The organism is Microbacterium thalli (assembly GCF_028737325.1).
GTDB lineage: Bacteria > Actinomycetota > Actinomycetes > Actinomycetales > Microbacteriaceae > Microbacterium > Microbacterium thalli.
Genome location: NZ_JAQZCH010000002.1, coordinates 891,192 through 917,756 on the forward strand (window position 1 = coordinate 891,192; position 26,565 = coordinate 917,756).

Below are 26,565 nucleotides of genomic sequence, written 5' to 3' on the forward strand. Positions count from 1 at the left end.
CCGTCACCGCGTCGTCACTGCTGCCGTAGCAGCCAGACCAGGAGCGCCTTCTGAGCGTGCAGACGGTTCTCGGCCTCATCCCACACGACGCTCTGCGGTCCGTCGATGACGTCGGCGTCGACCTCGTAGCCGCGGTCGGCGGGGAGGCAGTGGATGAAGATGGCGCCGTCGGCGGCGGCATCCATCGTCTGCTGCGTCACCTTGTACGCACCCAGGTCGCGGATGCGCGCGAGCTTCTCTTCTTCCTTGCCCATCGAGACCCAGGTGTCGGTCACGACGACGTCGGCGTCGGCGGCGGCCTCGAGCGGGTCGACGAGGATCGTGACCGATCCGCCGGTCTGCGCCGCGATGCGCTGCGCATCGGCGACGACATCTTCGCGCGGGCCGTAGCCCTCGGGCGCGGCGACCCGGACGTGCATGCCGGCCGTGACGCCGGCGAGCACGTACGAGTGACCCATGTTCGACCGGCCATCGCCGAAGAACGACAGCGTCAGCCCGGCGAGCTCGCCCTTGTGTTCGCGGATGGTGAGCAGGTCGGCGAGCAGCTGGCACGGGTGGAAGTCGTCGCTCAGCGCGTTGACGACGGGCACCCGGGTGCCGCGCGCCATCTCTTCGAGACCGGCCTGGGCGTAGGTGCGCCAGACGATCGCGGCGACCTGACGCTCGAGCACCCGCGCCGTGTCGGACGGCGTCTCTTTACCGCCGAGCTGACTGTTGGCCGTCGAGATGATCAGCGGCGAGCCGCCCAGGTCGGCGATGCCCACCGCGAACGAGACCCGCGTGCGGGTCGAGGACTTGTCGAAGATGACCGCGACGGTCTGCGGGCCCTCGAGGGGCTTCAGCTTCCAACGGTCCTTCTTCAGCTCGAGCGCCAGCTCGAGCACCTCGGCCTGCTCGGCCGGGCTCAGGTCGTCGTCGCGGAGCAGGTGGCGGGTCATGCGGATTCCTCCGTGGTCGTGTTTTCGAGCAGCAGGGCCGACTCGACGGTGTGCAGAGCGGCGGCGAACAGGTCGGCGAACTCGTCGATCTCGACGTCGCCGATGGTCAGGGGCGGCGCGATGCGCACCGTGCGGTCGTTGGCCGCATTGACGATGAGGCCGTGCTCCTGAGCCGCGGCGACGACGGCGCCGGCGACCGGATGCCGCAGCGCGACGCCCAGCAGCAGGCCGCGGCCGCGCACGCCCTCGATGAGGGTCGAGTCGAGACCCTCCAGCACCTGACGCAGGCGTTCCCCGTGGGTGGCCGCAGCCTCGACGAGGCCGCCGTTCTCGATCTCGCCGAGCACGGCCGCCGCCACGGCGGTGCCGAGCGGGTTGCCGCCGAAGGTCGAGCCGTGCGTGCCCGGGTAGAACAGATCGCTCGCGGCGGGGAAGGTGATGAGCGCCCCGATGGGGAACCCGCCGCCGATGCCCTTGGCCACCGTGATCGCGTCGGGCTCGATGCCCGCGTGCTGAAAGGCGAACCACGCACCGGTGCGCCCGGCACCCGTCTGGATCTCGTCGATGATGAGCAGCGCACCGTGGCGGGCGGTGATCTCGCGTGCTGCCTCGAGGTAGCCCTCGGGCAGCGGCACGACGCCCGCCTCGCCCTTGATGGGCTCGACGAACAGTGCCGCGACGCGGTCGTCCATGGCCGCCTCGAGCGCCTCGACGGTCGAGTCGATGCTTTCGACGCCGGGCACCATCGGCTCGAAGGGCTGCTGCATGTGCGGCTTGCCCGTCAGCGCGAGGGTTCCCATCGTGCGCCCGTGGAAGGCGTCCTTGAGCGCCAGGATGCGGGGGCGCTCGGCGCCGCCGTGCAGCCGCGCGAGCTTGAAGGCGGCCTCGTTTGCCTCGGCGCCGGAGTTGCCGAAGTACACGCGGCCGCCCTCGCCGGTGCCTGCGAGCCGCTTGAGCTGCGCGGCGAGCGCGAGCTGCGGCGGGGTGGCGAAGTAGTTCGACACGTGCGAGAGCGTCGCCGCCTGACGCGTGATCGCCTCGACGAACACCGGGTGGGCGTGGCCGAGCGAGTTCACGGCGATGCCCGCGAGGAAGTCGAGGTACCGCTTGCCGTCGGCATCCCAGACGTACGCCCCCTCGCCGCGCTCGAGCAGCGCCAGGCGCGCGCCGGCGCTGCGCACCAGATCGCGATCGACGTCGTCCGCCCACGCGGGCGCTGTCTGCTGGATCGTCGGGTTCGTCATCCCGCCACCACCTCCGTGCCGATTCCCTGAGCTGTGAAGACCTCGACGAGCACCGAGTGGGGCTGCCGTCCGTCGATGATCGCGGCGGTCTCCACTCCCCCGTCGACCGCATCGAGGCACGCCTGCATCTTGGGGATCATGCCCGACTCGAGCGAGGGCAGCATCGCGCGGAGATCCGTCGAGGTCAGGTGCGAGACGAGCGAGTCGCGGTTCGGCCAGTCGGCGAAGAGCCCCGGTACGTCCGTCAGCACGACGAGCTTCGTCGCCCCGAGCGCCGTCGCAAGGGCGGCGGCTGCGGCGTCCGCGTTGACGTTGAGCGAGTGCCCGGGGTTGTCGAGATCCGGTGCGATCGACGAGATGACCGGGATGCGGCCGGCGTCGAGCTGATCGTGCACCGGCTGCGGGTCGACCTCGACGACGTCGCCGACATGACCGAGGTCGTGCTCGGTGCCGTCGATGACCACACCGCGGCGCCGACCGCCGAACAGGCCGGCATCCTCGCCCGACAGCCCCGTTGCGAACGGTCCGTACGCGTTGATGCGGGCCACGAGCTGCGGGTTGATCTGACCCGTCAGCACCATCCGGACGACGTCGATCGCCTCGGTGCTCGTGACGCGGTAGCCGCCCTTGAACTCGCTGTCGATCGAGAGGCGGTCGAGCATCCGCGAGATCTGCGGGCCGCCGCCGTGGACGACGACGGGCTTGACGCCGACGAAGCGCAGGTACGCGATGTCCTGGGCGAACGACTCCTGCAACTCCTCAGAAACCATCGCGTTGCCGCCGTATTTGATGACGATGATCTGGTCGCGGAAACGCTGCAGCCACGGCAGCGACTCGATGAGGACGCCGGCCTTGGCCGCCGCCTCTTCGGGGGTCGTGTGCTGGAGGTCGATGTCGTTCATGAGGAGTAAGCGCTGTTCTCGTGGACGTAGTCGTGCGTCAGGTCGTTGGTCAGGATCGTCGCCGTCGCGTCGCCCGACTTCAGGTCGATGAGGATGCGGGTGGCGCGCGGCGTCAGATCGACCTCCTCGCGCGGACGGTCGGGCCCGCCCGCCGTGCACACCCGGACGCCGTTGAACGACACATCCACGTCGTAGGGGTCGAAGGCCGCGTCGGTGGTGCCGATCGCCGCGAGCACCCGGCCCCAGTTGGGGTCGTTGCCGAAGATCGCGGCCTTGAAGAGGTTGTTGCGGGCGACCGAGCGTCCGACGACGACCGCGTCCTCCTCGGATGCCGCACCGACCACCTCGATCGCGATGTCGTGGCTCGCCCCCTCGGCGTCGCCCTGCAGCTGTTCGGCGAGGTCGCGGCAGATCTCGGCGAGCGCGGCGACGAAGTCGTCGGCGTCGGGGGTGACGCCCGAGGCGCCGCTGACCATGAGGGTCACCTGGTCGTTGGTCGACATGCAGCCGTCGGAGTCGAGGCGGTCGAAGCTCACCCGGGTGGCCGCGCGCAGAGCGGCGTCCGCCTGGGCGCTGTCGAGGACGGCGTCGGTGGTGATGACGACGAGCATCGTCGCCAGACCCGGCGCGAGCATGCCCGCACCCTTGGCCATGCCGCCGACCGTCCACCCGTTCCGCGACACGACGGCACGCTTGGGACGCGAGTCCGTCGTCATGATGGCCAGCGAGGCGTCCTCGCCGCCGTCGGCGCTGAGCGATCCGACCGCAGCGGCCGTGCCCTCGAGCACCTTCGCGCGGAAGACCTCGTCGCCGGTTCCGATGAGACCCGTCGAGCACACGAGCACGTCGCCGGAGCTGACGTCGAGCAGCTCGCCAACCTTCTCGGCGGTCTGATGCGTCGTCTGGAATCCGAAGCTGCCGGTGAAGCAGTTCGCGCCGCCGGAGTTGAGGACGACGGCCTCGACGACGCCGTCGGCGATTGCCTGCTGCGACCACATGATCGGGTTCGCCTTCGCGCGGTTCGACGTGAAGACCGCCGCGCCGACCTTGAGCGGGCCGCGGTTGACGACGACGGCGACGTCGGGCTTTCCGGTCGACTTCAGTCCCGCGGCGACGCCGGCGGCTTCGAAACCCTGGGGGGCGGTGACGCTCACGGGGCGACTCCGTTCACGCTCAGGCCCGTGGTCTCGGCGAAACCGAGGGCGATGTTCATCGATTGGATGGCGGCGCCGGCGGTGCCCTTGGCGAGGTTGTCGACCGCGGTGACGACGACGACCCGGCCCGCCGCCCGGTCGATCGCGAGCCCCATGAGGGCCGTGTTCGCCCCGACCACGTCGGCCGTGCGGGGGAAGGAACCCTCGGGCAGCAGCTGCACGAACGTCTCGTCGGCGTAGGCGGCCTGCCATGCCTCGCGGATCTGCGCATCGGTGACACCGGCGGCGATCGGCGCCGTCGAGGTGGCGAGGATCCCCCGCGACATCGGCACGAGCACCGGGGTGAACGAGATGCGGATGTCGCCGGACGCGCCCGCTCCGCGCAACGCCTGGCGGATCTCGGGGATGTGGCGGTGCGAGCCGCCGATGGCGTACGGGTTCGCCGACCCGAGGATCTCGGCGGCGAGCAGATTCGTCTTGAGGCTCTTGCCCGCACCCGAGGGGCCGACCGCCAGCACGGTGACGATGTCACCCGGATCGATCACGCCCGCGGCCACACCCGGCGCGAGGCTGAGCGCCACCGTCGAGGCGTTGCAGCCGGGGGCCGCGATCCGCGATGCGCCGACGAGCTTGTCGCGCTGCTTGCCACCGTCGGAGCCGATCAGCAGCTCGGGCACGCCGTAGGCCCAGGGCTCGTGGAAGTCGCCGCCGTAGAAGGCATCCCAGTCCTCGGACGAGGTCAGCCGGTGGTCCGCGCCCGCGTCGATGACGAGGGCGGTGTCGGCGAGCGCTTCGGTGTACTGGCCCGACTGTCCGTGCGGCAGCGCCAGGAAGACGATGTCGTGGCCCGCGAGCACCTCGGGCGTCGAGGGCTGCAGCGTCAGGTGCCGCAGCGACCGCAGGTGCGGCTGATGGTCGATGAGCGGCTGACCGGCGTTGGAGTGCGCGGTGACCGTGCGGATCTCGACCTCGGGGTGGGCGGCGAGCAAGCGCAGGATCTCGCCTCCCGCGTAGCCGGAAGCGCCGGAGACGGCGACGGAGAGGGGCATGGGTTCCACCTTATTGTCTGGGATGGCGTCGCCTCTTCGGCAACGGGGACCGGCGGCGGCGACACCACGCGCTCGACCGCGGGAAGCGGGAGCGCACGGGGTCGCCTAACGTCGGCGGTCGCCCAGACGTCGGCGCGCGCGGAACACCGTGACGGTGCGCTGCGGGGCCGAGGACATGCGCCGACAGTAGCGGCCCCGCACGGCATCCGGCAAATCCCGGTGACGGGATGCCGCGACGAGGGCCGCCGCTACCGCTGATCAGGTCGGGAACGACTTGATGCGAACGAGCAGGTCGGGACCTGTCCGTTCGAGCGTGCGACCTCCGACGAGGATGCCGACGACCACGACGACCGCACCGAAGACGACGCCGGCAGCCAGCGCGATCCAGCCCCACATCTGCTCACCCGTCACCGCATTCACGATCGCCGGGACGATCGCGGGAAGCGAGAGCACGAGCACCACGGCCCACACGACGAAGACGAGCAGACCCACGATGGAGTTCTGACCGGGAGTGCTCTTGAAGGGGCTGTCGCCCGGCGACGGCACGGGCGTGACGATGAGGGCCGACGAGACGGCGCATGCACCGTATCCGGCCAGCAGCACGCCCAGCGAGGCGCCCAGCACGGCCGGCAGGTGCGCCGCGTCACCGGAGAACACCGCGGTCGCTACCGCGATCAGCACGATGAGCGGGATGCCGACACACGCGGCGCCGAGCAGGCGGCCGAGGCGATCCGCGCGTCCGGAGATACCCGTGGCCAGGGTGGTGCCGAACGCGGTGCCGTCGAACGACACGTCGGCGTAGCCGACCGCCGCCATCACCAATGCGGCGAGGACGGGCGACACCAGGAACATGAAGCCGTCGGTGCCGCCGGTGAAGGCGAAGAGCACAGGGAAGAGCGGGATGACGATGAGCTGGCGCAGATACCGCGGGTCGCGCAGCCACGCGGAGAGCGACCGCGCCCACGTCGCGCCGACGCCGCCGGTCGGCATCACGCCGAACAGCCCCAGCTTGCCGGCGGCCACCGCGCGCGTCGCTCGCTGGCGAGGCGACGAGACCGCCGCCTCGAGGACACGATCCCAGACCACCCACAGCACGACGAGAGTCGCGATCGCGATCCCAGCGCTCGTGAGTGCGGCCCACGCATCGCCCGCCGCAACGCTCGGCGCCACCGCCCACGCGGCTCCGAGCGGAGTCCAGGCGAGGATGTCCGCCGCCTGCTGGAGCCGCGTCCACAGGTCGCCGCCGGCCTGGTCGAGCAGCGCGACGATGCCGGTGAGGATCGGGCCGGTCATGATGAGCACGATCAGCACGGCGGTGCCGATGATCTCGCGCGAGCGTCGTCCGCCCATTCCACCCGACAGCTCCGCCATGAGCCGCGACGCGAGCACGCACGTCAGCACGCCGGCCAGCACGGCCGGCACGGCGATGACCGCGGCGAGGGGCCATCGCGCCCACACGATGAGCGTCGCGAGGGCGGCGATCGTCGTGACGATCCCGGGGATGCCGGTCAGCCCGGTCCCGGCGAGGGCGAGCATGACCTGCCGGCGGGTGAGCGGGAACGGAGCGAGGCGCGTCGCGTCGACGGTGCTGTCGACGCCGGCGATGATGATCGGTCCGACGAGCCAGCCGAGGATGAGCAGCGAGCCGCCCAGCACGGCGACGACGGTCGCGGCCTCGAGGTCCTGGAAGACGGCGAGCGCGATGAACCCCGCGACGAGACCGCCGAGGACGCCGAGGCCCCACAGCGAGCTGAGGATGAAGCCAACCAGCTGCCAGGGGCGGCGGGCGAGGGTGTTGCCGAGGACGCGGTACCGGAGCTTCAGGACTGTCGCAACCACTGCGGTCCCTCCGACTGGTGGCGGCCACCGACGAGCGAGACGAAGCGGTCCTGCAGGCTCTCACCCGCGCGGACCTCGTCGATCGTGCCGGCGGCGAGCACCTTTCCGGCGGCGATGACGGCGACGTGGTCGCACATCCGCTGCACGAGGTCCATCGAGTGGCTCGAGACGATGACCGATCCGCCCGAGACGGTGTAGCTGCGCAGCACATCCTCGATGTTGGCCGCCGACACCGGGTCGACCGACTCGAACGGCTCGTCGAGCACCAGCAGACGCGGCGCGTGGACGAGCGCGCACGCCAGGGCGACCTTCTTGGTCATGCCCGCGGAGTAATCGGCGACGATCGTACCCGCGGCTCCGCGCAGGTCCATGAGGTCGAGCAAGTCCGACACGCGCGGCGCGATCTCGGGGCGCGGCAGGCCGAACATCATCGCCGTGTAGGTGATCAGCTGCTCGCCGGTGAGGCGGTCGAACAGCCGCACGCCGTCGGCGAGGTTGCCGATCGTGCGTTTGGCGGCGACGGGGTCGCGCCAGACGTCGATGCCGTGCACGCGCGCGCCGCCGGCGTCGGGCCGCAGCAAGCCGGTCGCCATCGACAGCGTCGTGGTCTTGCCGGCGCCGTTGGGGCCGACGAGCCCGTAGAACGACCCCGACGGGACCGTGAGGTCGATACCGTCCACCGCGGTCTTCTGACCGAATCGCTTCACCAGCCCGGACAGCTCGAGGGCGGGCACGGCGGTGGGTTCGCGCACCGGGGTCACGCTGGCAGGGATCTCGCTCACGGCCCGACCCTATCGGGAACGGATGCCGCCGTGTCGGACGGACCTGCGACAGTGGGGGCATGCTGCGCACCTTGGCCGTCTCCGGGTACCGCTCACTTCGCGACGTCGTCGTGCCGCTGGGCGAACTCACCGTCGTCACCGGCCCGAACGGCTCGGGCAAGTCGAACCTCTATCGGGCTCTGCGCCTGCTCGCGGCGACCTCGCGCGGCGACGTCATCGGCACGCTGGCCCGCGAGGGCGGACTGCCGTCGGTGCTGTGGGCCGGACCCGAGGACGGCGGCGGCATGCAGGGCACCGTCCGACGCCGACCCCTCGCCGTTCAGCTCGGCTACGCCTCGGACGAGCTCGGGTACCTCGTCGACCTCGGCATCCCGCAGGCGAGCCAGGAGAGCATGTTCGCCCGTGACCCCGAGATCAAGCGCGAGCAGGTCTTCGCCGGACGGGTCGCCAAGCCGTCGACGCTGCTCATCGACCGCACGCGGCAGAGCACGCGCGTGCGAGACGACGCGTGGACGGTGCTCGACCAGCGCCTCTCCCCCGACGAGAGCATCGTGACCGACCTCGTCGACGGCGACGCGGCGCCCGAGCTGCTGACGCTGCGCCGCACCATGGACGCCTGGCGCTTCTACGATCACTTCCGCGTCGATCTCGACGCACCGGCGCGGATGCCGCAGGTCGGCACGCGCAGCCACACCCTCGCGCACGATGGCGCCGACCTCGCCGCGACGTGGGCGACGATCGTCGAGGCGGGGCAGGGCGACGCGCTCGACCGCGCCGTCGATGAGGCGTTCCCCGGCAGCCGCGTGCGCATCACGGCATCCGACGGTCTGTTCCGGTTGACGATCCAGCAGCCCGGACTGCTGCGACCGCTCGAGGCCGCCGAGCTGTCGGACGGCACGCTGCGCTACCTGCTGCTGTGCGCGGCACTGCTGCCCGCCCGCCCGGCTCCGTTGCTGGTGCTGAACGAGCCCGAGGCGAGCCTGCATCCGTCGCTCCTGGGGCCGCTCGCCCGGCTCGTGCGCGTCGCGTCGGAGCGCACGCAGGTGATCACGGTGTCGCACGCCGACGACCTGGTCTCGGCGCTTCCCGACTCGGCGCGCGTCGAGCTGCGGCGCTCGGAGGCCGAGACCGTCGTCGACGGCCAGGGGTTCCTCGACGTGCCGGCCTGGAACTGGGGCTCGCGCTGACGCCGACCGCCCCGGGGAACGCGTCGGGCGCAGTTCCGGACGTCGAGCGCAGGTGTTGCTGCGATCGACGGTCAGAACTGCGCCCGATGGCGAGGATCAGTCGCGGATGCTGGCGCCGAAGCGCTCCGTCGCGACGGCGACTCCCGCGAGCTTGGCCTCGCTCGCCTCGGCGGCCGTCAGCGTGCGGTCGCCCGCACGGAACCGCAGCGCGAACGTCAGGCTCGTCGCGCCCTCGGGAAGACCCGCACCGCGGTAGTCATCGACGAGGCGCAGCGACTCGAGCAGCTCTCCGGCGCCCTCCGCGAGCGCCGCGGCGAGCGCTCCCGCGGTGACGTCGGCGGGAACGACCAGCGAGACGTCCTGCGTCGCCGCGGGGTACCCCGACAGCGAGGCCACGACGACGCGATCGGCCGCGCCGGTCAGGAGCGCGTCGAGGTCGAGCTCGGCGACCAGCACCCGACCGGCGAGGTCGGCTGCCGCGGACACCTCGGGATGCAGCTCGCCGGCGTACCCGATCTCGACACCGCCGACGGTCAGCGCGGCGGCGCGCCCCGGGTGCAGCGCCGCGCGGCGCGTCTGGGCGACCGAGATCTGGACGCCAGCGGCGGCCGCGACGACCTGCACCGCGCTCAGGACGTCGCTCAGGTCGGCCGGGACGGCCGGGTGACCCGGCGTCTTCGGGGTGGCGTTGCCGGCGACGAGCACCGCGACGTGGCGGGGCTGCGGCGGGATCGAGGCGTGCAGCGCCGCGAGCGTGTCGTCGTCGGGCCGCACTGCGAGCGGCGGGACCGCCGCGGTGCCGTAGCTGACCCCCGCCTCGGGCAGGAACACGGCGCCGACCTCGAACAGGGCGAGGTCGGTGAGGCCGCGCGAGACGTTCCGGTGCGCGACCTGCAGCAGCCCCGGGATCAGCGAGCGGCGCAGGTACGGCGCCTGGCCGTCGAGCGGGTTCGCGATCTTGACGGAGGGCAGCGACTCGCCGGACGGCGAGCCGTGCAGGTCGTTGCGCTCGCTCGTCGTGAACGGGAACGACGGCGTTTCGACGAAACCGGCGGCGGCGAGCGCGTTCGAGACGCGCCGACGCCCCTTCTGCTCCTCGGTGAGTCCGCGGCCCGACGGCGCCGTCGGCAGCACCGACGGCACGCGGTCGAGCCCGTGGATGCGAGCCACCTCTTCGGCCAAGGTCCACTTGTCCGTCAGGTCGGGCCGCCACGAGGGCGGAATGACCTCCCAGCCGGCATCCGTGTCGGTCACCTCGGCGCCGATCGTCTCGAGGGCGGACGACACCTCGTCGTCGGTGTAGTCGATGCCGATGAGCCCCGAGACGAAACCGCGGGGCAGATCGATGGCCTCGAGGAAGACCTCGCTGAAGAGGGCACCGCCGACCGGCTCGAGCGTGCCCCCGGCGAGCTCGACCATGAGGTCGGCGACGCGGCGGGCGGCCACGAACGGCAGCAGCGGGTCGACACCGCGCTCGAAGCGACGCGAGGCCTCGCTGGGAAGCTTGTGCCGGCGGGCGGTGCGGGCGATCGTGACGGTGTCGAAGACGGCGGCCTCGATGAGCACGTTGCGGGTCGCATCGGTCATCTCGGTGGTTCCGCCGCCCATGACGCCGGCGAGACCGATGGGGCCCGACGCATCGGTGATGAGCAGGTCTTCGCTGTCGAGCGTGCGCTCCTTGCCGTCGAGCGTCGTCAGCTTCTCGCCCGGTGTCGCGCGGCGCACCGTGATGCCACCGGTGAGCGTATCGAGATCGTAGCCGTGGATCGGGTTGCCGAGCTCGAGCATCACGTAGTTGGTGATGTCGATCAGGATGCCGAGCGAACGGATGCCGGCGAGGGTCAGGCGCGCGACCATCCACGGCGGCGTCGGCCGCGACGGGTCGACGCCCGACACGGCACGCACCGCGAACTCCGTCGCGCCGACGCGGCCGCGGATCGGCGCCCGGTCGTCAACCGCGACGTCGAAGCCCGCCGCGGGGTGCTCGAGCTCGTCGAAGTCGCGCAGCGCCGGGTCACGGAACGCCGCGCCAGTGGCGTGCGAGTACTCGCGGGCGATGCCGCGCACCGACAGCGCGTAGCCGCGGTCGGGCGTGACGTTGACCTCGATCGCGGCGTCGTCGAGGCCCAGCAGCGCGATGGCGTCGGTGCCGACCTCGGGGTCGAGGCCCAGCTCGGTCAGGCGCAGGATGCCGTTGTGCTCGTCACCGAGGCCGAGCTCCTTCGCCGAGGCGATCATGCCGTCCGACACGTGCCCGTACGTCTTGCGCGCAGCGATCGGGAACGGCCCGGGCAGCACGGCGCCCGGGAGCGTCACGACCACCTTGTCGCCCTCGAAGAAGTTGCCGGCACCGCAGACGATGCCGCGCACGCCGCCGTTGGCCTCGCCCACGTCGACCTGGCACCAGCGGATGGTCTTGCCGTTGGACTGCGGCTCGGGCTCGAAGGAGACCACGCGGCCGACGACGATCGGGCCCGTCAGGTCGAAACCGTGGACGTCCTCCTCTTCGAAGCCGACCGACACCAGCGCCGCGAGGATGTCTTCGGGTGCGGCATCCGCCGGCACATCGACGTACTCACGCAACCACGACAGCGGAACGCGCATCAGACCACCATCCCGAACTGCTCGCTGAAGCGCACATCGCCTTCGGCCATGTCGCGCATGTCCTTCACGTCGGAGCGGAACATCAGCGTCCGCTCGATGCCCATGCCGAAGGCGAACCCGGAGTAGACCTCGGGGTCGATGCCGGCGGCGCGCAGCACGTTGGGGTTCACCATGCCGCAGCCGCCCCACTCGATCCAGCGGGCACCGCCGGCGAAGGTCGGGTGCCACAGGTCGAGCTCGGCGCTCGGCTCGGTGAACGGGAAGTAGTTGGTGCGGAAACGCGTCTTCGCCTCGGGACCGAACAGCTCACGCGCCGCGTGGTCGAGCGTGCCCTTGAGGTGAGCCATCGTGATGCCCTTGTCGACGACGAGGCCCTCGAACTGCGTGAACACCGGCAGGTGGGTCGCGTCGTACTCGTCGGTGCGGAACACCCGTCCCGGCGAGAGCACGTAGATCGGGATGTCGCGCTCGAGCATCGAGCGCATCTGCACGGGGCTCGTCTGGGTGCGCATCACGAGGTGGCGCGCCACGGGATCGACGAAGAACGTGTCCTGCATCTGGCGCGCCGGGTGGTCGACATCGAAGTTCAGCGCGTCGAAGTTGAACCACTCGTGCTCGAGCTCGGGGCCTTCGGCGATCTCCCACCCCATCCCGACGAAGAGGTCGGCGACCTCCTCCTGCAGGAGCGAGATCGGATGCCGCGCGCCGACGCGCGCCCGCGGGGCGATGGCGGTGACGTCGAGCGCCTCCGCCTCGAGCTTCGCAGCCGTCTCAGCGGCGGCGAGCTCCTGCTCGCGAGCGGCGAGCGCCTGGTTGACCCGGCCTCGCGCCTGCCCGACGAGCTTGCCGAACTCGGCCTTCTTCTCATTGGGCACCGACCGCAGCTGCGCGTTGAGGCGCGCGAGCGGCGACCCCTCGGCGGTGTGGGCGTTGCGGGCGGACTTCAGGTCCGCGGTCGAGGAGGCGGCGGCGATGGCGGCGAGGGCCGCATCCACCGCCGCGGCGACCGCGTCGGGGGTGATCTCGGGTGCGTCGGACACGGGAGTCGAGTCTAGTGAATGTCACCTACACAACAGACCGGGCCCCTCCGCTTCCGCGTGAGGGGCCCGTCGGTATCGTGCTGGCGCGTCAGACGCCGCCTGCGCCGCTGGTGGAATCGTGCTTCCCGATCCCCTTCTGCAGAGCGATGAGCTCGGTGTCGGTAGTCGGGGCCACCGGGTGGTGCAGCGGATCGACGGCTGCGGCCCCGCCGGCGGTCCCGGTGGTGCGCGGCGAACGCGAGAGGCGCTTCTCGAGGAAGTTCGCGAACCACGACAGCAGCAGGCACATCACGATGTAGATCGCGCCGATGACGATGCCGGCCTGCAGGATCGGACGCCCGGGCTGCGAGGTGAGCTGCTTCGCGTAGTACAGCAGCTCGGGGTAGGTGATGATGAAGCCGAGCGCGGTGTCCTTGAGGGTGACCACGAGCTGCGCGACGATGACGGGCAGCATGGCCCGCACCGCCTGCGGCAGCAGGATGAGGCGCATCACGCCGCTCTTACGCAGACCGACCGCGTAGCCGGCCTCCTTCTGTCCACGCGGCAGCGACTCGATGCCGGCACGCAGCGCCTCGGCGAGCACCGACCCGTTGTAGGCGACGAGCGCGATGACGACGGCCCAGTACGGCTCCATCCGGATGCCGAGGGTCGGCAGGCCGTAGTACATGAGCATCATGAAGATGAGGACGGGGACCGCACGGAAGGCCTCGATGACGACGCCGAACGGCACGCGCACCCAGGCGTGGTCCGACAGGCGGCCGATCGCGAGGATGAATCCGAGAGCGAGCGATCCGATGGCGGCGAGTCCGAAGGCGGCGAGCGTGTTGCCGAGCGCCCGCATGATGCCGAGCCACACGTTGCCGAAGCTGAAGACGTACCACTTGTCGGCCGAGAACTGACCGCTGACGGCGAAGCGGTAGACGACGAAGCCGATCGCGGCCGCGACGAGCAGGATCGTGACGACCCCGAGGATGCGGTTGCGCAGAATCGCGCGCGGACCCGGGACGTCGTACAGGACGGAAGTCATCGTGCGATCCTCCACTTGTTCTCGAGGCGGCGCTGCAGCGCGCTCAGCAGGAGCACCAGGACGACGAAGACCAGGGCCACCCAGAGCAGGACGATGAGGGCGTTCTCGCCGCGCTCGCTGAGGTTGGAGCGGATGACGCCGAGCTCGGCGACGGAGAACCCGGCGGCGACGGTCGTGTTCTTCAGCAGGGCGATGAACACGCTCATCATGGGCGGCACGACCGAGCGGAAGGCCTGCGGCATGATCACGAGAGTCATGACCTGGCCGAAGGGCAGGCCGATCGCACGGGCGGCTTCGGCCTGGCCGACCGGGACGGTGTTGATGCCGGCGCGGATCACCTCGGCGACGTAGGTCGCGGTGTAGATGCCGAGTGCCCAGATGCCGAGCACCGTGAAGCCCGGGTTCGGCAGATCGAGCTGCGGGTAGCCGAAGGCGAAGAAGAAGAAGACGAGGGTCAGCGGGGTGTTGCGGATCGTGTTGACGTAGACCGTGCCGAAGGCCCGGGCCACGGGGATCGGCGACACGCGCATGGCACCCACGAGGGTGCCGAGGACGAGGGCGATCGCTCCTCCGGCGAAGAACAGCAACAGGGTGTTGCCGAGCGCCTCGCCCCATAGGTCGAGGTTGTCGGTGATGACGCCCACATGGTCTCCTTGGCTGGTTCGGGGCGGGAGCGCTTGCGCCCCCGCCCCGTGGTCATGGTGTCAGTGCGACTCAGTAGGCGTCGACGGCCGGCTGCTCGACCGTGATGCCCGACTCGCCGAGGTTCTTGTCGAAGATCCCCTGCCACACGTCGCCGCCGTCCGTCAGCAGCTCGTTGATGTGCGCGCGGAGCGCGTCATCGCCCTTGGCCAGGCCGACGCCGTAGCGCTCCTCGCTGAAGGGCTCGCCGACGACCTTGATGTCGTCCGGGTACTGGGCGGCGTAGCCGATCAGGATCGCCTGGTCGGTGGTGACGGCGTCGACGGTGCCGTTGATGAGCGCGTCGACACAAGCCGAGTACAGGTCGAACTCCTCGGTCGGGACCTCGGGGTAGTTCGCCTTGATGTTCTGGATCGGGGTCGAACCCGTCGCCGAGCACACGCGGGTGTCGGCGTTGAGGTCTTCCTCGCTGGCGATCTCGCTGTCGGCGGCGACGAGCAGGCCCTGACCGGTGATGAAGTACGGGCCGGCGAAGTCGATCTGCTGCTTGCGCGCATCGTTGATCGAGTAGGTGCCGACGTAGTAGTCGACGTCACCGTTCACGATCGCCTGCTCGCGGTTCGCCGAGGCGATCGCCTTGTACTCGATCTTGTCTTCGTCGTAGCCGAGCGAGGCGGCGATCCAGCGCGCGATGTCGACGTCGAAACCGGTGCGCTCGTTCGTGGTGGCGTCGAGGAAGCCGAGACCGGGCTGGTCCTCCTTCACACCGACGATGACCTTGTCACGCTCGGAGATGGCGTCGAACGTGGGGCTGCCCTCGAGCGACACGTCGGAGGCGACCTCCCAGAGAGCGCCGGTGCTCTCCTCTTCGCCGCCGCCGGCGGCGCCGGGCGACGTGGGCGAACCGCTGTTGCAGCCGGTCAGGGCGATCGCAGCGATGGCGACACCGGCGAACGCGCCGGTGATGCGGGTCTTGCGCATGTGGTCCTCCTGGGTTTGGGGGTCATCCGCGCCCGGTGCAGGGTGCGGAAGCAGTGATGTCAGTGGGTGATCAGCTTCGAGAGGAAGTCCTTCGCCCGGTCGCTGCGCGGCGAGGTGAAGAACTGCTCGGGAACGGCTTCTTCGACGATCTGGCCGTCGGCCATGAACACGACGCGGTCGGCGGCCTTGCGGGCGAAGCCCATCTCGTGCGTGACGACGATCATCGTCATACCGTCCTGGGCGAGGCCGACCATGACGTCGAGCACCTCGTTGATCATCTCGGGGTCGAGCGCACTGGTGGGCTCGTCGAACAGCATGACCTTGGGCTTCATCGCGAGAGCGCGCGCGATGGCGACGCGCTGCTGCTGACCGCCGGAGAGCTGCGCGGGCAGCTTGTCGGCCTGGTGTCCGACGCCGACCCGGTCGAGGAGCTCACGCGCGAGCTTCTCGGCCTCGGCCTTCTTCAGTCCCTTGACCTTGATGGGGCCGAGGGTGACGTTCTCGAGGATCGTCAGATGCGAGAAGAGGTTGAACGACTGGAAGACCATGCCCACATCGGCGCGCAGGGCGGCGAGCGCCTTGCCCTCGGACGGCAGCTTCTCGCCGTCGATCGAGATGGTGCCCTCGCTGATGGTCTCGAGCCGGTTGATCGTGCGGCACAGCGTCGACTTGCCCGAGCCCGAGGGGCCGATGACCACGACGACCTCGCCGCGGTTCACCGTGAGGTCGATGTCCTTCAGCGCCTGGAACGAGCCGTAGTGCTTCTGCACGCCCTCGATAACGACGAGCGGGTCACCGCGACGCACGCTGATGTTCGACGTCGGCGGCGCCGGGTTTTCGGGAGTGGTCATAGGAAGTCACACTAAGAGCACTCCCCCGCTCGCGCCCGCCAATCGGCGTCAAGTCTCCGATCTGTAACAGAATCGGAATACACGGCGCGGCGTGGAGCGCGGGGCACCTCAGCCGGCGCGCTGAGCGAACGCCGTCTCGTAGAGACAGACGCTCGCGGCGGTCGCGAGGTTCAGCGACTCCGCGGCGCCGTAGATCGGCAGGCGGAGAGCCAGATCGGCGCGCGACAGCGCGTCGTCGTCGAGGCCGTGCGCCTCGTTGCCGAACAGCCACGCCGTCGGCTCCGACAGCGTCGCGCGATGCTCGAGGAAGTCTTCGCCCTTCACGTCGGCCGCGACCACGCGCATGCCTGCGGCATGCGCCCGCTCGATCGCGGTCTCCAGCTCGACTCCCACGGCCACGGGCAGGTGGAACAGCGACCCCGTGGTGGAGCGCACGACCTTCGGGTTGTAGGGGTCGACGGTGCGGCCCGTGAGCACGATGGCGTCGGCGCCGGCGGCATCCGCGGCCCGGATGATCGTGCCCAGGTTGCCGGGATCGCGCACCTCCTCGCAGATCGCGATGAGGCGCGGCGCACCCGCGAAGACGTCGCGCACCGAGGTCGCCGACTGGCGGGCGACCGCGACGATCCCCTGCGGTGTGACCGTGTCGGCCATCGCGCCGAGGACGGCCTCGCTCGCGAACACGATGTCGAGGCCGGCGTCTTCGGCGGCGGCGCGCAGCTCGGGATGCCGCTCCACCGCGGCCGGGGTCGCGAAGACCTCGACGAGCGTGTCGGGGCGGTAGGCCAGTGCCTCGCGCGCCGCTTGCGGACCCTCGAGGAGGAACAGCCCCGATTCGTGGCGTGCGCTGCGTTTGGTCAGCTTGGCGACGGCGCGGACGCGCGGTGATCGGGGGTTCTCCAGCACCGTTTCAGCATACGGCGAAGGGGCGCCCTCCCTGCGGAGGACGCCCCTTCGTGCGGTGCGTGGAACGCTGCGGACCGGTCAGGCCTTGGGAGCGTTGACGTCGGCCGGCAGAGCGCCCTTGGCCGTCGCCACGAGCGACGCGAAGACCGCGGGCTCGTTCACGGCGAGCTCGGCGAGCATGCGCCGGTCGACCTGCACCCCCGCGAGGCCGAGGCCCTGGATGAAGCGGTTGTACGTGATGCCGTTCTGACGGGCAGCGGCGTTGATGCGCTGGATCCACAGACGACGGAAGTCGCCCTTGCGCTTGCGACGGTCGCGGTACGCGTAGACGAGCGAGTGGGTGACCTGCTCCTTCGCCTTCCGGTACAGACGCGAACGCTGTCCGCGGTAACCGGAGGCGCGCTCGAGGATGACGCGACGCTTCTTGTGGGCGTTTACTGCCCGCTTGACTCTAGCCATTTCGTTTGTTTCCTATTCGTGCGCAGCAGCGCTCAGATGCCGAGGAGCTTCTTGGCGACCTTTGCGTCGCCGGGAGCCAGGATCTTGTCGGCCGACAGGCGGCGCGTGCGCTTGGTGGGCTTGCCTTCGAAGTTGTGGCGGAGGTTCGCCTGCTGCTTCTTGATCTTTCCGCTGCCGGTGACCTTGAAGCGCTTCTTGGCACCCGAGTGGGTCTTCTGCTTCGGCATGTCTCTTCCTTCGTTGTGTATCCCGCGAGGCGGGAGTCTGTGGGCTACTCCGCGGCGGCGGGAGCGGCGTCTTCGGTGTCGGGAGCGTCCGCGTCAGCATCGGCGCCGGAGCGGGCCTGACGCGCCGCTTCCTTGTTGGCGGCACGCTGCGCGTTCTGCTCGGTCTTCACCTCGGACTTGTTCTTGTGCGGCGCGATGACCATCACCATGTTGCGGCCGTCGATGGTCGGGTTCGACTCGACGGTGCCGAGCTCGGCGACATCCTCGGCGAACTTACGGAGCAGGCGCACACCCTGCTCGGGACGCGACTGCTCGCGACCGCGGAACAGGATCATCGCCTTGACCTTGTCGCCCGCCTGGAGGAAGCCCTCGGCGCGCTTGAGCTTGGTGATGTAGTCGTGCGCCTCGATCTTCAGACGGAAACGGACCTCCTTGAGGACCGTGTTGGCCTGGTTGCGACGCGTTTCCTTCGCCTTCTGAGCCGCTTCGTACTTGAACTTGCCGTAGTCCATGATCTTGACCACGGGCGGCTTCGAGTTCGGGGCGACCTCGACGAGGTCGAGTTCGGCCTCCTGCGCCAGACGCAGGGCGACCTCGATACGGACGACGCCGACCTGCTCTCCAGCGGGGCCGACGAGGCGAACCTCGGGGACGCGGATGCGGTCGTTGGTGCGGGGATCGCTGATGTGCGGAACTCCTGTTCGTGCGGTGGTGGCCACCGGGACGCGAGGACGCGACCCGGGCGGAAGAGCATCGCATCCACCCCGCACGACGCGTGAGCGCCGGCTTTCGTGTTCTACACCCTGGCTACCCCGACCGCGGTGAAACGGACGGAGCGGAGTGCATGACCCGGTAGCCTGGAACGGCAAGCGCGGGTGGGATGTGATCCTCTTTCGATCCGGAGTAGAACACTCCGGTGCCCGCACAGTCTAGCAGAGAGCGACACGTGGACACCAACCCCGCCGACAACAGCACGTACACCGACGACGAGGCCCGCCGCCAGCGGTGGGAGGAGCAGGAGCGCGCCGCCTCCGCCGCGACGCGCGACATCGCCGACGTGCCCGCCGTCGAGGTCATCACCACCGCCGCCGTGCACCTGATGAGCGCCGCCGCCGTCAAAGTGGGCCTCGCCGACGATCCCACGATGCAGATCGACCTCGACGAGGCGCGCAAGCTCATCAACGCGCTCGCTGGGCTCATCACCGCCGGCGCTCCCGAGATCAGCGACATGCACGCGCGCTCGCTGCGCGACGGCCTGCGCTCGCTCCAGCTCGCTTTCCGCGAGGCGTCGACCATCCCCGACCCGATCGGCAAGGGCCCCGGCGAGAAGTTCACCGGCCCCGTCACCTGAGCCGGGTCAGGAGCCGCGGACCAGCTTGACCGTCAGCGAATCCACGAGCACGGCGATGCGGTCGTCCGCGGCCCAGCGGGCGGCGAGCCGCGACAGCACGGCGTCGAGCTGAGCGGCATCCAGTCCGTCGATGAGGTGCAGCCGTACGATCAGCTCGGGCCCGCGCATGCGGGCGTCGGGGTCGCCGGCCGCGACCGACAGGTCGAGGACCGCCAGCTCTCCCCCGATGCTCGCCTGCAGCGCCGTGAACACCTCGGGCGACGTCGGTGCCGGCTCCCACGCCTGCCCCTGGCCGATCGCCCAGACCGCGGGCCGGCGCAGCACGAACTCGGTCTCCGACCCGGGGTCGATGACGATGAGGTCGGTGTCGTCGGATGCCGCGGCCATGGCCGTTCGCACACCGTCGGCAGGCACCGGGCGGGCGACGGCATCCCAGCGCGCCAGCGTCTCGACCGACGTGAACACCGGCAGCACGCGCCGACCGTCGGGCGCCGCGACGGTGACGATCGACAGCTCCTGCGTCTTGTCGACACGCAGCCCCGTCGGACCCACGCCCTCGTCGCCCTTCTCGGGCACGAGCGGGATCAGCAGACGCGCGGAACGGTAAGCCTCGACGACCGCGACGGCGTCGCCCGATCCCGACCGGAAGGCGCGGAGCGCAGCGAGCAGCGCGGGGTCGGCAGAGCCGTCGTCACCCGAGTGGGGGTTGGACTCGAAGCTCCGGCCCTCCCACGGGACGCCGGCCGAGTCGGCGGCGTGGCCGCTGCCGTCGTCAGTCTCCGGCGACATCCAGCGCCTCGGCCAGTGTGAAGGCGCCGGCGTAGAGCGCCTTGCCCACGATGGCCCCCTCGACGCCCAGCGGCACAAGCTCGCGCAGCGCGGCGATGTCGTCGAGGCTCGAGATGCCGCCCGAGGCGACGACCGGCTTCGGGGTGCGCGAGGTGATCTCGCGCAGCAGGTCGAGGTTGGGGCCCTGCAGGGTGCCGTCCTTCGTGACGTCGGTGACGACGTATCGGGTGCACCCGGCGTCCTCGAGGCGCTCGAGGACGTCCCACAGGTCGCCGCCGTCGCGGGTCCAGCCGCGCGCCGCGAGGGTCGTGCCGCGCACGTCGAGACCGACCGCGATCGCATCACCGTACCGGCCGATGACGTCGGCGGCCCACTCCGGGTTCTCGAGAGCGGCGGTGCCGAGGTTGATGCGCGAGGCACCGCTCTCGAGCGCGGCCTCGAGGGTCGCGTCGTCGCGGATGCCGCCCGACAGCTCGATCTGGACGCCCTTGATCTGCTTGATGACCTTGCGCAGCACCGCGGTGTTGTTACCGCGGCCGAAGGCGGCGTCGAGGTCGACCAGGTGGATCCACTGCGCCCCCTGCTTCGCCCATGCCAGCGCGGCTTCGACCGGGTCGCCGTAGGTGGTCTCGCTGCCGGCCTCGCCCTGGGTCAGGCGTACGGCCTTGCCGCCGGCGACGTCGACAGCGGGGAGGAGGATCAGTTCGGGGGTGGACGCGAAGTCGTTCATCACATTCCAGATGGTGAGGGGAAGCGCACTCGTCCGTGCGAGGACGCCACGGAGGAGACTAGTGGCGCGGCAGGGCGCCGATCCAATTGGAGAGCAGACGGATGCCGGCGTCCCCCGACTTCTCGGGGTGGAACTGGGTCGCCGACAGGGGGCCGTTCTCGACCGCGGCGAGGAACGGCGTGCCGTAGTCGCACCACGTCACGACCGGTTCGGCGAAGGGCTTCATCACCTCGAGGCTCCACTGCTGCGCGGCGTACGAGTGGACGAAGTAGAAGCGCTCGTCCTCGAGGCCGGCGAACAGGGTGGAGCCCTCCCCCGCCCGGACGGTGTTCCATCCCATGTGGGGCAGCACGGGCGCGTCGAGCTCGGTCACCGCGCCCGGCCACTGGCCGAGGCCCTCGGCGTCGTGCCCGCGCTCGACGCCGAGCTCGAACATCACCTGCATCCCGACGCAGATCCCCAGGACCGGACGACCGCCGGCGAGGCGCCGCTCGATGAGCTCGTCACCCCGACTCGCGCGCAGCGCCGACATCACCGCACTGAAGGCCCCGACGCCGGGGACGAGCAGCCCATCGGCATCCTGGATGAGACCGCGGTCGGAGGTCAGCCGGACGTCCGCTCCCGCGGCCGAGAGCGCCTTGACCGCCGAGTGGACGTTGCCCGAGCCGTAGTCGAGAACGGCCACCAGCGGTGCGGTGCGACCGTCGTCCGACGCCTCGGTCACAGCGCGCCCTTCGTACTGGGGATGCCCTGCACGAGCGGGTCGAGGGCCTTGGCCTGGCGGAACGCGCGAGCGAACGCCTTGTACTCGGCCTCGGCGATGTGGTGCGGGTCGCGACCGCCGAGCACGCGGACATGCATCGTCAGCCCCGCGTTGAAGGCGATCGCCTCGAAAGTGTGACGCACGAGCGAGCCGGTGAAGTGCCCACCGATCAGGTGGTACTCGTACCCTTCGGGCTCACCCGTGTGCACGAGGTAAGGCCGACCCGAGATGTCGACGACGGCCTGCGCGAGCGCCTCGTCGAGCGGGATGAGCGCGTCGCCGTACCGCGAGATGCCCGACTTGTCGCCGAGGGCCGTGCGCAGCGCCTGACCGAGCACGATCGCGACGTCCTCGACGGTGTGGTGCGCGTCGATGTGCGTGTCGCCCGTCGCGCGCACCGTGAGGTCGGTCAGCGAGTGCTTCGCGAACGCGGTGAGGAGGTGGTCGAAGAACGGAACGGTCGTCTCGATCGTGCTGACGCCGGTGCCGTCGAGGTCGAGGTCGAGCTCGACCGACGACTCGCTCGTCGCGCGACGGATACGGGCCGTTCGGGAGCTGGTCATGCCCTCGAGTCTATCGAGGCCAGGGCCTCGAGGAACGCGGTCGTTTCGTCCTCCGTGCCCGCCGTCACACGCAGCGAGTGCGGGATGCCGACGTCGCGGATGAGGATGCCGCGGTCGTAGAGCGCCTGCCACGTCGCGGCAGGATCGTCGACGCCGTCGAAGAGCACGAAGTTGGTCCAGCTCTCGTACGCCCGGTAGCCGAGCGCATCGAGCGTCGCCGACATCCGGTCGCGCTGCGAGACGATTTCGTCGACCATGCGCAGCATCGTCGACGAGTGCGAGAGCGCGGCAGTCGCCGCCGCCTGCGTGAGTGCGCTCAGGTGGTAGGGCAGGCGCACGAGGCGCAGCGCGTCGATCAGGGTCGGGTCGCCCGCCAGATAGCCGACGCGCGCGCCGGCGAAGGCGAAGGCCTTGCTCATCGTGCGCGAGACCACGAGCCGCGGACGCCCGCCGAGGAGCGTGATGGCCGAGGGTGATTCGCGGGGCGCGAACTCCTGATAGGCCTCGTCGACGATGACGATGCCGTCGCTGGCGGCGTACACCGCTTCGATCACATCGAGGCTGAGGGGCGTGCCGGTGGGGTTGTTCGGTGCGCACAGGAACACGACGTCGGGCCGCATCTCGGCGACCTGGGCCGCGGCGGATGCCGGGTCGAGCGCGAAGTCGGGGCCGCGCGTGCCGGTGAGGTAGCGGGCACCCGTCGCGCGCGTGAGGAGCGGGTACATCGAGTACGTCGGGCCGAACCCCATCGCCGTGCGGCCGGGTCCACCGAAAGCCTGCAGCAGGTGCTGGAGCACCTCGTTCGAGCCGTTGGCCGCCCAGATGCGATCGGCGGTGAGGCCGTGGCCGAGGTATTCGGCGAACGCCTCCCGCAGGTGCGTGAACTCCCGGTCGGGATAGCGGTTCACCTCGCGCAGAGCCCGCGCGATCGCGTCCAGGATGTCGTCCGCGACCTCTTCGGGAACCGGGTGGGTGTTCTCATTCACATTCAGCGCGACCGGCAGCGGAGCCTGCGGCGCGCCGTAGGGGGTGAGGCCCCGCAGATCGTCTCTGAGGGGCAGATCATCCAGACTCGGGCTCATCCCACCCATGCTAGGCGGCAGCGCAGAGAGGTGACGCCCCGTCGTCATTCGGGGCATTCGGGACAAGCGGCGACCTCAGCGTCATGTCATCGCTCCATCGCTCCATCGCTCCATCGCTCCGCGCGGTCATCTGCGCTCGGTCAGCTCTCGGTGGCGTACTCCGCCGGGATCGCGAGCGTCTGCCCGGCGTCGAGCTGGCCCGACCCGAGAGCGTTGAGGCGGATGATCGCGTCGACGACGTCGCGCGGGTCGGCCTGCGGGGCCACCTCTTCGGCGATCGTCCACAGCGAGTCACCGGACATGACCGTGACAGAGGTGAACGACCCCTGGGGCGCTCCAGCCTCGGAGGATGCGAGCGCACCGCCGCCGGAGATGACCGCGATGCTGACGGCGACGACGGCCGGCAATGCGGTGACCGAGGCGAGCGCGCGGCGGCCGCGCCGCGTCAGACGCAGGCGCGTACGGGGTGACGGCGTGGGGCGGACATCGATGGTGGTCATGGTCTCTCCTCCGGAGCGGTAAGAAGATTCGCGCCCGACCCTCGGCCGGGAGGGCCGGGTGCGAACTTCGTTTCCGAACGTATCTTCGATATTGTGTGGTGTCAACCACTCGTCGAAATCGGAGACCGATCGAAGAGACACGCGGACGGTTCCGCGGCGTCTGCTGCGTATCGGGCTACGTTTTCGACAGCGAGAGCCCACCACGAACCTCCGACATCGGGTCGGGGACGAGGCGCGACGACAGGAGACCGGCGGTATGAGCGAGAAACCGCAGACGCGAAGACGCAAGAATCTGAGCGACAAGCAGCTCGCGATCCTCGAGGTGATCCAGCGCGCCATCGCCCGCAACGGGTACCCGCCCAGCATGCGAGAGATCGGCGATGCCGTCGGCCTCAAGTCCCTGTCGAGCGTCACGCACCAGCTGAACCAGCTCGAGCTGAGCGGTTACCTCCGCCGCGACCCCGGCAAGACCCGCGCCATGGAGGTGTTGATCGACCTGCCCGGCACCGCGGCCGAGAATCCCGCCGACGCTGCGCCCGCCCTCGGCGACGCAGCACTGGTGCCCCTTGTCGGCCGCATCGCGGCGGGCGTGCCGATCACGGCCGACCAGCAGGTCGAAGAGATCTTCCCCCTCCCCCGCCAGCTCGTGGGCAAGGGCGACCTGTTCATGCTCAATGTCGTCGGCGACTCGATGATCGACGCCGCCATCTGCGACGGCGACTGGGTGGTCGTGCGGTCGCAGGCCACGGCCGACAACGGCGAGATCGTCGCGGCGATGCTCGACGGCGAGGCCACGGTCAAGACGCTCCGCCAGCGCGACGGCCACACCTGGCTGCTCCCCCGCAACTCGGCGTTCGAGCCGATCCTGGGCGACGACGCCGTCGTCCTCGGCAAGGTCGTTGCGGTCCTGCGAGCCGTCTGAGGCCACCGCCGGCGGGGTGTCCATGACTGTGGCGGGGCGACCCTCTCCCGCCGCGCCCGCCCCGGTGGTGCTCGCGTACGGTGGCCTCATGTCCTCGCAGCTGCCGTACGGTTCCTGGCCCTCGCCGCTCACCGCCGCATGGGCGAGCGCGTCGTCGCTCCGGCTCGACGGTGCCGCCTTCGTCGGTGACGAGATCTGGTGGGGAGAGTCGCTGCCCGACGAGGGCGGGCGCGTCGCCGTGCTGCGCCGCACGGCAGCCGGCGAGGTCGAGACGATGCTGCCGAGCCCGTGGAACGCCCGTTCGCGTGTGCACGAGTACGGCGGCGGTGCGTGGACGGTCACGGACGACGGCATCCTGTTCTTCGTCGACAAGGGCGATCAGCGTGTGCGTCGGCTGCACCGCGGCGCACCCGAGGCGCTGACCCCGGAGGACGACGACACGAGCTACGGCGGTCTGCGCTGGCAGCACGGGACGCTGCTGGCCGTGCGTGAGCGCGCACGGGCGGGCGCGACCCCGGAGCGTCACATCGTGCGCATCGACCATGCCCCGGGCGGAGACGCGTCGGCGGATCGCATCACCGTGCTCGCCGGCGGCAGCGACTTCGTCGCACAGCCGGCGATCTCACCCGACGGCGAACAGCTCGCCTGGGTCGCGTGGGACCACCCCGACATGCCCTGGGACCGCACCCGCATCCGGGTGACGCGCGTCGCGGACCCCTCGCACGTCCTCGACGTCACAGACGGCTCGACGGCCGCGCTCCAGCCCGAGTGGCTGCCCTCGGGCGAGCTTCTGCTGATCGACGAGCCCACGGGCCGCTGGAACCTCCACCGCGCGGATCCCACCGCGCCGACCCCGCCGCAACCGATCGCTCCCGCCGACGCCGACACCGGCGGCGGGCTCTGGGTGCTCGGGTCGCGATGGTACGCGCCGCTGGACGACGGCCGCATCCTCGCGGTACGCACGCACGGCGCGGACCAGCTCGTGCTCGTCGACCGTGAGGGCGGCGGCATCCCGCTCCCGTTCCCCGCGACCGCCCGGCTGCAGATCGAGGACGTCCGCGCCGGACGCGCCCTGGTCAGTGGTGCGGCCCCGGGCGCCTCGGGTCTGTGGATCGTGGATGTCGCCGACGGCGAGGTGACCGCGGTGCGAGGCGGCATGCCGGATGTCGACGATGTGTGGATCCCGCACGCGCGCCAGCTCACCGTCGAGGGACCCCACGGCCCCGTGCACGCGTTCGCGTACGCTCCGACGCACCCCGAGGTGACGGCGCCCGCGGGAGAGCTCCCGCCGTACCTCGTCTGGGTGCACGGCGGACCCACCGCTCACGTCGGCGGCACGGCAGACAGCAAGGTCGCCTTCTTCACCAGCCGGGGCATCGGCGTGCTCGATGTCAACTACGGCGGATCGACGGGCTACGGTCGCTCCTACCGCGAACGCCTGAAGGGCCAGTGGGGCGTCGTGGACGTCGACGACGTCGCCGCCGCAGCCCGCGGTCTCGTCGACGACGGGCTCGCGGACAGCCGCCGCCTGGCCATCGAGGGGGGCTCGGCCGGCGGATGGACCGTGCTGGCCGCACTGGTGGGCACCGACGTCTTCGGGGCCGGTGTGTCGCGCTACGGCGTCGGCGACGCGCGCGCCCTGGCCGCCGACACGCACGACTTCGAGGCGCGCTACCTCGACGGCCTGATCGGCCCGCTGCCCGAGGCCGAGCAGGTATACATCGAGCGTTCGCCGCTCAGTCGCCGCGAGCGCTTCCGCGTGCCGCTGCTGCTGCTGCAGGGTGACGAGGACGCCGTCGTGCCACCCGCGCAGGCCGAGGCGATCCGCGACGCCCTGGTCGCGCAGAACGTGCCCCACGCCTACGTGCTGTACGCGGGCGAAGGGCACGGCTTCCGCCGGAGCGAGACCATCGTGCACGCGCTCGAGGCCGAGCTGGCCTTCCTCGGCCAAGTGTTCGGGTTCGACACCCCGGGTGTCGCGCCGATCACGCTCGACTGAGCGAGCTGCCGCCGACGATCGGGGGAACCGACCG

At 70.6% G+C, this 26,565-nt stretch carries 27 protein-coding genes; 4 read left to right on the forward strand and 23 right to left on the reverse strand.

All coding sequences use genetic code 11. The features are described from left to right. Nucleotides 1-14: 14 nt before the first annotated feature. The 7 genes from argF to PUW82_RS12370 all read right to left on the reverse strand — a co-directional run bounded on the left by argF (nt 15) and on the right by PUW82_RS12370 (nt 7,908). Complete coding sequence (gene argF / locus PUW82_RS12340) at nt 15-938, reverse strand: ornithine carbamoyltransferase (protein WP_274222573.1); 924 nt, start codon at nt 936-938, stop codon at nt 15-17. After that, the gene (locus tag PUW82_RS12345) at nt 935-2,182 is read right to left on the reverse strand and encodes an acetylornithine transaminase (RefSeq protein WP_274222574.1); all 1,248 of its coding nucleotides are present in this window, start codon (nt 2,180-2,182) and stop codon (nt 935-937) included. The genes argF and PUW82_RS12345 overlap by 4 nt, the downstream gene beginning before the upstream one ends. Beyond that, a complete protein-coding gene (argB, locus tag PUW82_RS12350; protein ID WP_274222575.1) occupies nt 2,179-3,084 on the reverse strand; it encodes an acetylglutamate kinase in 906 nt (301 codons plus the stop codon). Before argB ends, PUW82_RS12345 begins: the two co-directional genes overlap by 4 nt. Then, nucleotides 3,081-4,238, reverse strand: a complete 1,158-nt coding sequence (gene argJ, locus PUW82_RS12355) for a bifunctional glutamate N-acetyltransferase/amino-acid acetyltransferase ArgJ (RefSeq protein WP_274222576.1) — start codon at nt 4,236-4,238, stop codon at nt 3,081-3,083. The genes argB and argJ overlap by 4 nt, the downstream gene beginning before the upstream one ends. Further along, a complete protein-coding gene (argC, locus tag PUW82_RS12360) occupies nt 4,235-5,287 on the reverse strand; it encodes an N-acetyl-gamma-glutamyl-phosphate reductase (protein ID WP_274222577.1) in 1,053 nt (350 codons plus the stop codon). Before argC ends, argJ begins: the two co-directional genes overlap by 4 nt. Nucleotides 5,288-5,545: 258 nt before the next feature. After that, nucleotides 5,546-7,126, reverse strand: coding sequence for a hypothetical protein (locus tag PUW82_RS12365; protein WP_274222578.1), 1,581 nt, complete (start codon nt 7,124-7,126; stop codon nt 5,546-5,548). Beyond that, the gene (locus PUW82_RS12370) at nt 7,108-7,908 is read right to left on the reverse strand and encodes an ABC transporter ATP-binding protein (protein ID WP_420792753.1); all 801 of its coding nucleotides are present in this window, start codon (nt 7,906-7,908) and stop codon (nt 7,108-7,110) included. Before PUW82_RS12370 ends, PUW82_RS12365 begins: the two co-directional genes overlap by 19 nt. 59 nt (nt 7,909-7,967) lie before the next feature. Between PUW82_RS12370 and PUW82_RS12375 the strand changes: the two genes are divergently transcribed. After that, nucleotides 7,968-9,095, forward strand: coding sequence for an AAA family ATPase (locus PUW82_RS12375; RefSeq protein WP_274222579.1), 1,128 nt, complete (start codon nt 7,968-7,970; stop codon nt 9,093-9,095). Between the two features lie 96 nt (nt 9,096-9,191). On the opposite strand, the gene pheT is transcribed toward PUW82_RS12375, so the two are convergent. The 10 genes from pheT to infC form a co-directional block, all read right to left on the reverse strand. Then, nucleotides 9,192-11,699: a phenylalanine--tRNA ligase subunit beta gene (gene pheT / locus PUW82_RS12380; RefSeq protein ID WP_274222580.1), complete on the reverse strand. Its 2,508-nt coding sequence runs from the start codon at nt 11,697-11,699 to the stop codon at nt 9,192-9,194. After that, on the reverse strand, nt 11,699-12,739 hold the full coding sequence (pheS, locus tag PUW82_RS12385; protein ID WP_274222581.1) for a phenylalanine--tRNA ligase subunit alpha: 1,041 nt from the start codon (nt 12,737-12,739) through the stop codon (nt 11,699-11,701). The genes pheT and pheS overlap by 1 nt, the downstream gene beginning before the upstream one ends. A gap of 88 nt (nt 12,740-12,827) precedes the next feature. Next, nucleotides 12,828-13,766 carry an amino acid ABC transporter permease gene (locus PUW82_RS12390; RefSeq protein WP_274222582.1) on the reverse strand — a complete coding sequence of 313 codons (939 nt, stop codon included), beginning with the start codon at nt 13,764-13,766 and terminating at the stop codon, nt 12,828-12,830. Beyond that, nucleotides 13,763-14,410 carry an amino acid ABC transporter permease gene (locus PUW82_RS12395; RefSeq protein WP_274222583.1) on the reverse strand — a complete coding sequence of 216 codons (648 nt, stop codon included), beginning with the start codon at nt 14,408-14,410 and terminating at the stop codon, nt 13,763-13,765. Before PUW82_RS12395 ends, PUW82_RS12390 begins: the two co-directional genes overlap by 4 nt. Before the next feature lie 70 nt (nt 14,411-14,480). Further along, nucleotides 14,481-15,389: a glutamate ABC transporter substrate-binding protein gene (locus tag PUW82_RS12400; RefSeq protein ID WP_274222584.1), complete on the reverse strand. Its 909-nt coding sequence runs from the start codon at nt 15,387-15,389 to the stop codon at nt 14,481-14,483. Between the two features lie 59 nt (nt 15,390-15,448). Beyond that, nucleotides 15,449-16,240, reverse strand: coding sequence for an amino acid ABC transporter ATP-binding protein (locus tag PUW82_RS12405; RefSeq protein ID WP_274222585.1), 792 nt, complete (start codon nt 16,238-16,240; stop codon nt 15,449-15,451). A 108-nt stretch (nt 16,241-16,348) separates the two neighbouring features. Next, a complete protein-coding gene (locus PUW82_RS12410) occupies nt 16,349-17,146 on the reverse strand; it encodes a TrmH family RNA methyltransferase (protein WP_274222586.1) in 798 nt (265 codons plus the stop codon). A 78-nt stretch (nt 17,147-17,224) separates the two neighbouring features. Beyond that, nucleotides 17,225-17,605, reverse strand: coding sequence for a 50S ribosomal protein L20 (rplT, locus tag PUW82_RS12415; RefSeq protein WP_023951735.1), 381 nt, complete (start codon nt 17,603-17,605; stop codon nt 17,225-17,227). 32 nt (nt 17,606-17,637) lie between these two features. Then, on the reverse strand, nt 17,638-17,832 hold the full coding sequence (gene rpmI / locus PUW82_RS12420; RefSeq protein ID WP_005048908.1) for a 50S ribosomal protein L35: 195 nt from the start codon (nt 17,830-17,832) through the stop codon (nt 17,638-17,640). A 44-nt stretch (nt 17,833-17,876) separates the two neighbouring features. Next, nucleotides 17,877-18,551, reverse strand: a complete 675-nt coding sequence (gene infC / locus PUW82_RS12425) for a translation initiation factor IF-3 (RefSeq protein WP_274222587.1) — start codon at nt 18,549-18,551, stop codon at nt 17,877-17,879. A 227-nt stretch (nt 18,552-18,778) separates the two neighbouring features. Here infC and PUW82_RS12430 point away from each other — a divergent pair, with 227 nt between their 5' ends. After that, nucleotides 18,779-19,183 carry a DUF1844 domain-containing protein gene (locus PUW82_RS12430; RefSeq protein WP_274222588.1) on the forward strand — a complete coding sequence of 135 codons (405 nt, stop codon included), beginning with the start codon at nt 18,779-18,781 and terminating at the stop codon, nt 19,181-19,183. A 6-nt stretch (nt 19,184-19,189) separates the two neighbouring features. Here the strand turns inward: PUW82_RS12430 and PUW82_RS12435 are convergent, their stop codons facing one another. The 6 genes from PUW82_RS12435 to PUW82_RS12460 form a co-directional block, all read right to left on the reverse strand. Next, entirely contained in the window at nt 19,190-19,972 is a 783-nt protein-coding gene (locus tag PUW82_RS12435) for an SseB family protein (RefSeq protein ID WP_274222589.1), read from the reverse strand. Beyond that, nucleotides 19,956-20,702, reverse strand: a complete 747-nt coding sequence (gene priA, locus PUW82_RS12440) for a bifunctional 1-(5-phosphoribosyl)-5-((5-phosphoribosylamino)methylideneamino)imidazole-4-carboxamide isomerase/phosphoribosylanthranilate isomerase PriA (RefSeq protein ID WP_210007667.1) — start codon at nt 20,700-20,702, stop codon at nt 19,956-19,958. Before priA ends, PUW82_RS12435 begins: the two co-directional genes overlap by 17 nt. A gap of 58 nt (nt 20,703-20,760) precedes the next feature. Then, nucleotides 20,761-21,426, reverse strand: coding sequence for an imidazole glycerol phosphate synthase subunit HisH (gene hisH, locus PUW82_RS12445; protein ID WP_274222590.1), 666 nt, complete (start codon nt 21,424-21,426; stop codon nt 20,761-20,763). After that, nucleotides 21,423-22,028, reverse strand: coding sequence for an imidazoleglycerol-phosphate dehydratase HisB (hisB, locus tag PUW82_RS12450; protein WP_274222591.1), 606 nt, complete (start codon nt 22,026-22,028; stop codon nt 21,423-21,425). Before hisB ends, hisH begins: the two co-directional genes overlap by 4 nt. Next, the gene (locus PUW82_RS12455; RefSeq protein WP_420792769.1) at nt 22,025-23,119 is read right to left on the reverse strand and encodes a histidinol-phosphate transaminase; all 1,095 of its coding nucleotides are present in this window, start codon (nt 23,117-23,119) and stop codon (nt 22,025-22,027) included. Before PUW82_RS12455 ends, hisB begins: the two co-directional genes overlap by 4 nt. A gap of 131 nt (nt 23,120-23,250) precedes the next feature. Next, complete coding sequence (locus tag PUW82_RS12460) at nt 23,251-23,610, reverse strand: LysM peptidoglycan-binding domain-containing protein (protein WP_274222593.1); 360 nt, start codon at nt 23,608-23,610, stop codon at nt 23,251-23,253. Nucleotides 23,611-23,866: 256 nt separating this feature from the next. On the opposite strand from PUW82_RS12460, the gene lexA reads away from it, so the two are divergent. Together lexA and PUW82_RS12470 are read left to right on the forward strand one after the other, a co-directional pair. Beyond that, nucleotides 23,867-24,532 (forward strand): transcriptional repressor LexA, encoded by a 666-nt coding sequence (gene lexA / locus PUW82_RS12465; RefSeq protein WP_274222594.1) that lies wholly within the window; start codon nt 23,867-23,869, stop codon nt 24,530-24,532. A gap of 88 nt (nt 24,533-24,620) precedes the next feature. Beyond that, nucleotides 24,621-26,531, forward strand: coding sequence for a prolyl oligopeptidase family serine peptidase (locus PUW82_RS12470; protein ID WP_274222595.1), 1,911 nt, complete (start codon nt 24,621-24,623; stop codon nt 26,529-26,531). Nucleotides 26,532-26,565: the final 34 nt, after the last annotated feature.

Bases quoted from the DNA above. Each gene is read 5' to 3' on its own strand.
- argF (WP_274222573.1), bottom strand. From the start codon at position 938: ATGACCCGCCACCTGCTCCGCGACGACGACCTGAGCCCGGCCGAGCAG.
- PUW82_RS12345 (WP_274222574.1), bottom strand. From the start codon at position 2,182: ATGACGAACCCGACGATCCAGCAGACAGCGCCCGCGTGGGCGGACGAC.
- argB (WP_274222575.1), bottom strand. From the start codon at position 3,084: ATGAACGACATCGACCTCCAGCACACGACCCCCGAAGAGGCGGCGGCC.
- argC (WP_274222577.1), bottom strand. From the start codon at position 5,287: ATGCCCCTCTCCGTCGCCGTCTCCGGCGCTTCCGGCTACGCGGGAGGC.
- PUW82_RS12375 (WP_274222579.1), top strand. From the start codon at position 7,968: ATGCTGCGCACCTTGGCCGTCTCCGGGTACCGCTCACTTCGCGACGTC.
- pheT (WP_274222580.1), bottom strand. From the start codon at position 11,699: ATGCGCGTTCCGCTGTCGTGGTTGCGTGAGTACGTCGATGTGCCGGCG.
- PUW82_RS12390 (WP_274222582.1), bottom strand. From the start codon at position 13,766: ATGACTTCCGTCCTGTACGACGTCCCGGGTCCGCGCGCGATTCTGCGC.
- PUW82_RS12400 (WP_274222584.1), bottom strand. From the start codon at position 15,389: ATGCGCAAGACCCGCATCACCGGCGCGTTCGCCGGTGTCGCCATCGCT.
- PUW82_RS12405 (WP_274222585.1), bottom strand. From the start codon at position 16,240: ATGACCACTCCCGAAAACCCGGCGCCGCCGACGTCGAACATCAGCGTG.
- rplT (WP_023951735.1), bottom strand. From the start codon at position 17,605: ATGGCTAGAGTCAAGCGGGCAGTAAACGCCCACAAGAAGCGTCGCGTC.
- rpmI (WP_005048908.1), bottom strand. From the start codon at position 17,832: ATGCCGAAGCAGAAGACCCACTCGGGTGCCAAGAAGCGCTTCAAGGTC.
- PUW82_RS12435 (WP_274222589.1), bottom strand. From the start codon at position 19,972: ATGTCGCCGGAGACTGACGACGGCAGCGGCCACGCCGCCGACTCGGCC.
- priA (WP_210007667.1), bottom strand. From the start codon at position 20,702: ATGAACGACTTCGCGTCCACCCCCGAACTGATCCTCCTCCCCGCTGTC.
- hisB (WP_274222591.1), bottom strand. From the start codon at position 22,028: ATGACCAGCTCCCGAACGGCCCGTATCCGTCGCGCGACGAGCGAGTCG.
- PUW82_RS12455 (WP_420792769.1), bottom strand. From the start codon at position 23,119: ATGGGTGGGATGAGCCCGAGTCTGGATGATCTGCCCCTCAGAGACGAT.
- PUW82_RS12460 (WP_274222593.1), bottom strand. From the start codon at position 23,610: ATGACCACCATCGATGTCCGCCCCACGCCGTCACCCCGTACGCGCCTG.
- lexA (WP_274222594.1), top strand. From the start codon at position 23,867: ATGAGCGAGAAACCGCAGACGCGAAGACGCAAGAATCTGAGCGACAAG.
- PUW82_RS12470 (WP_274222595.1), top strand. From the start codon at position 24,621: ATGTCCTCGCAGCTGCCGTACGGTTCCTGGCCCTCGCCGCTCACCGCC.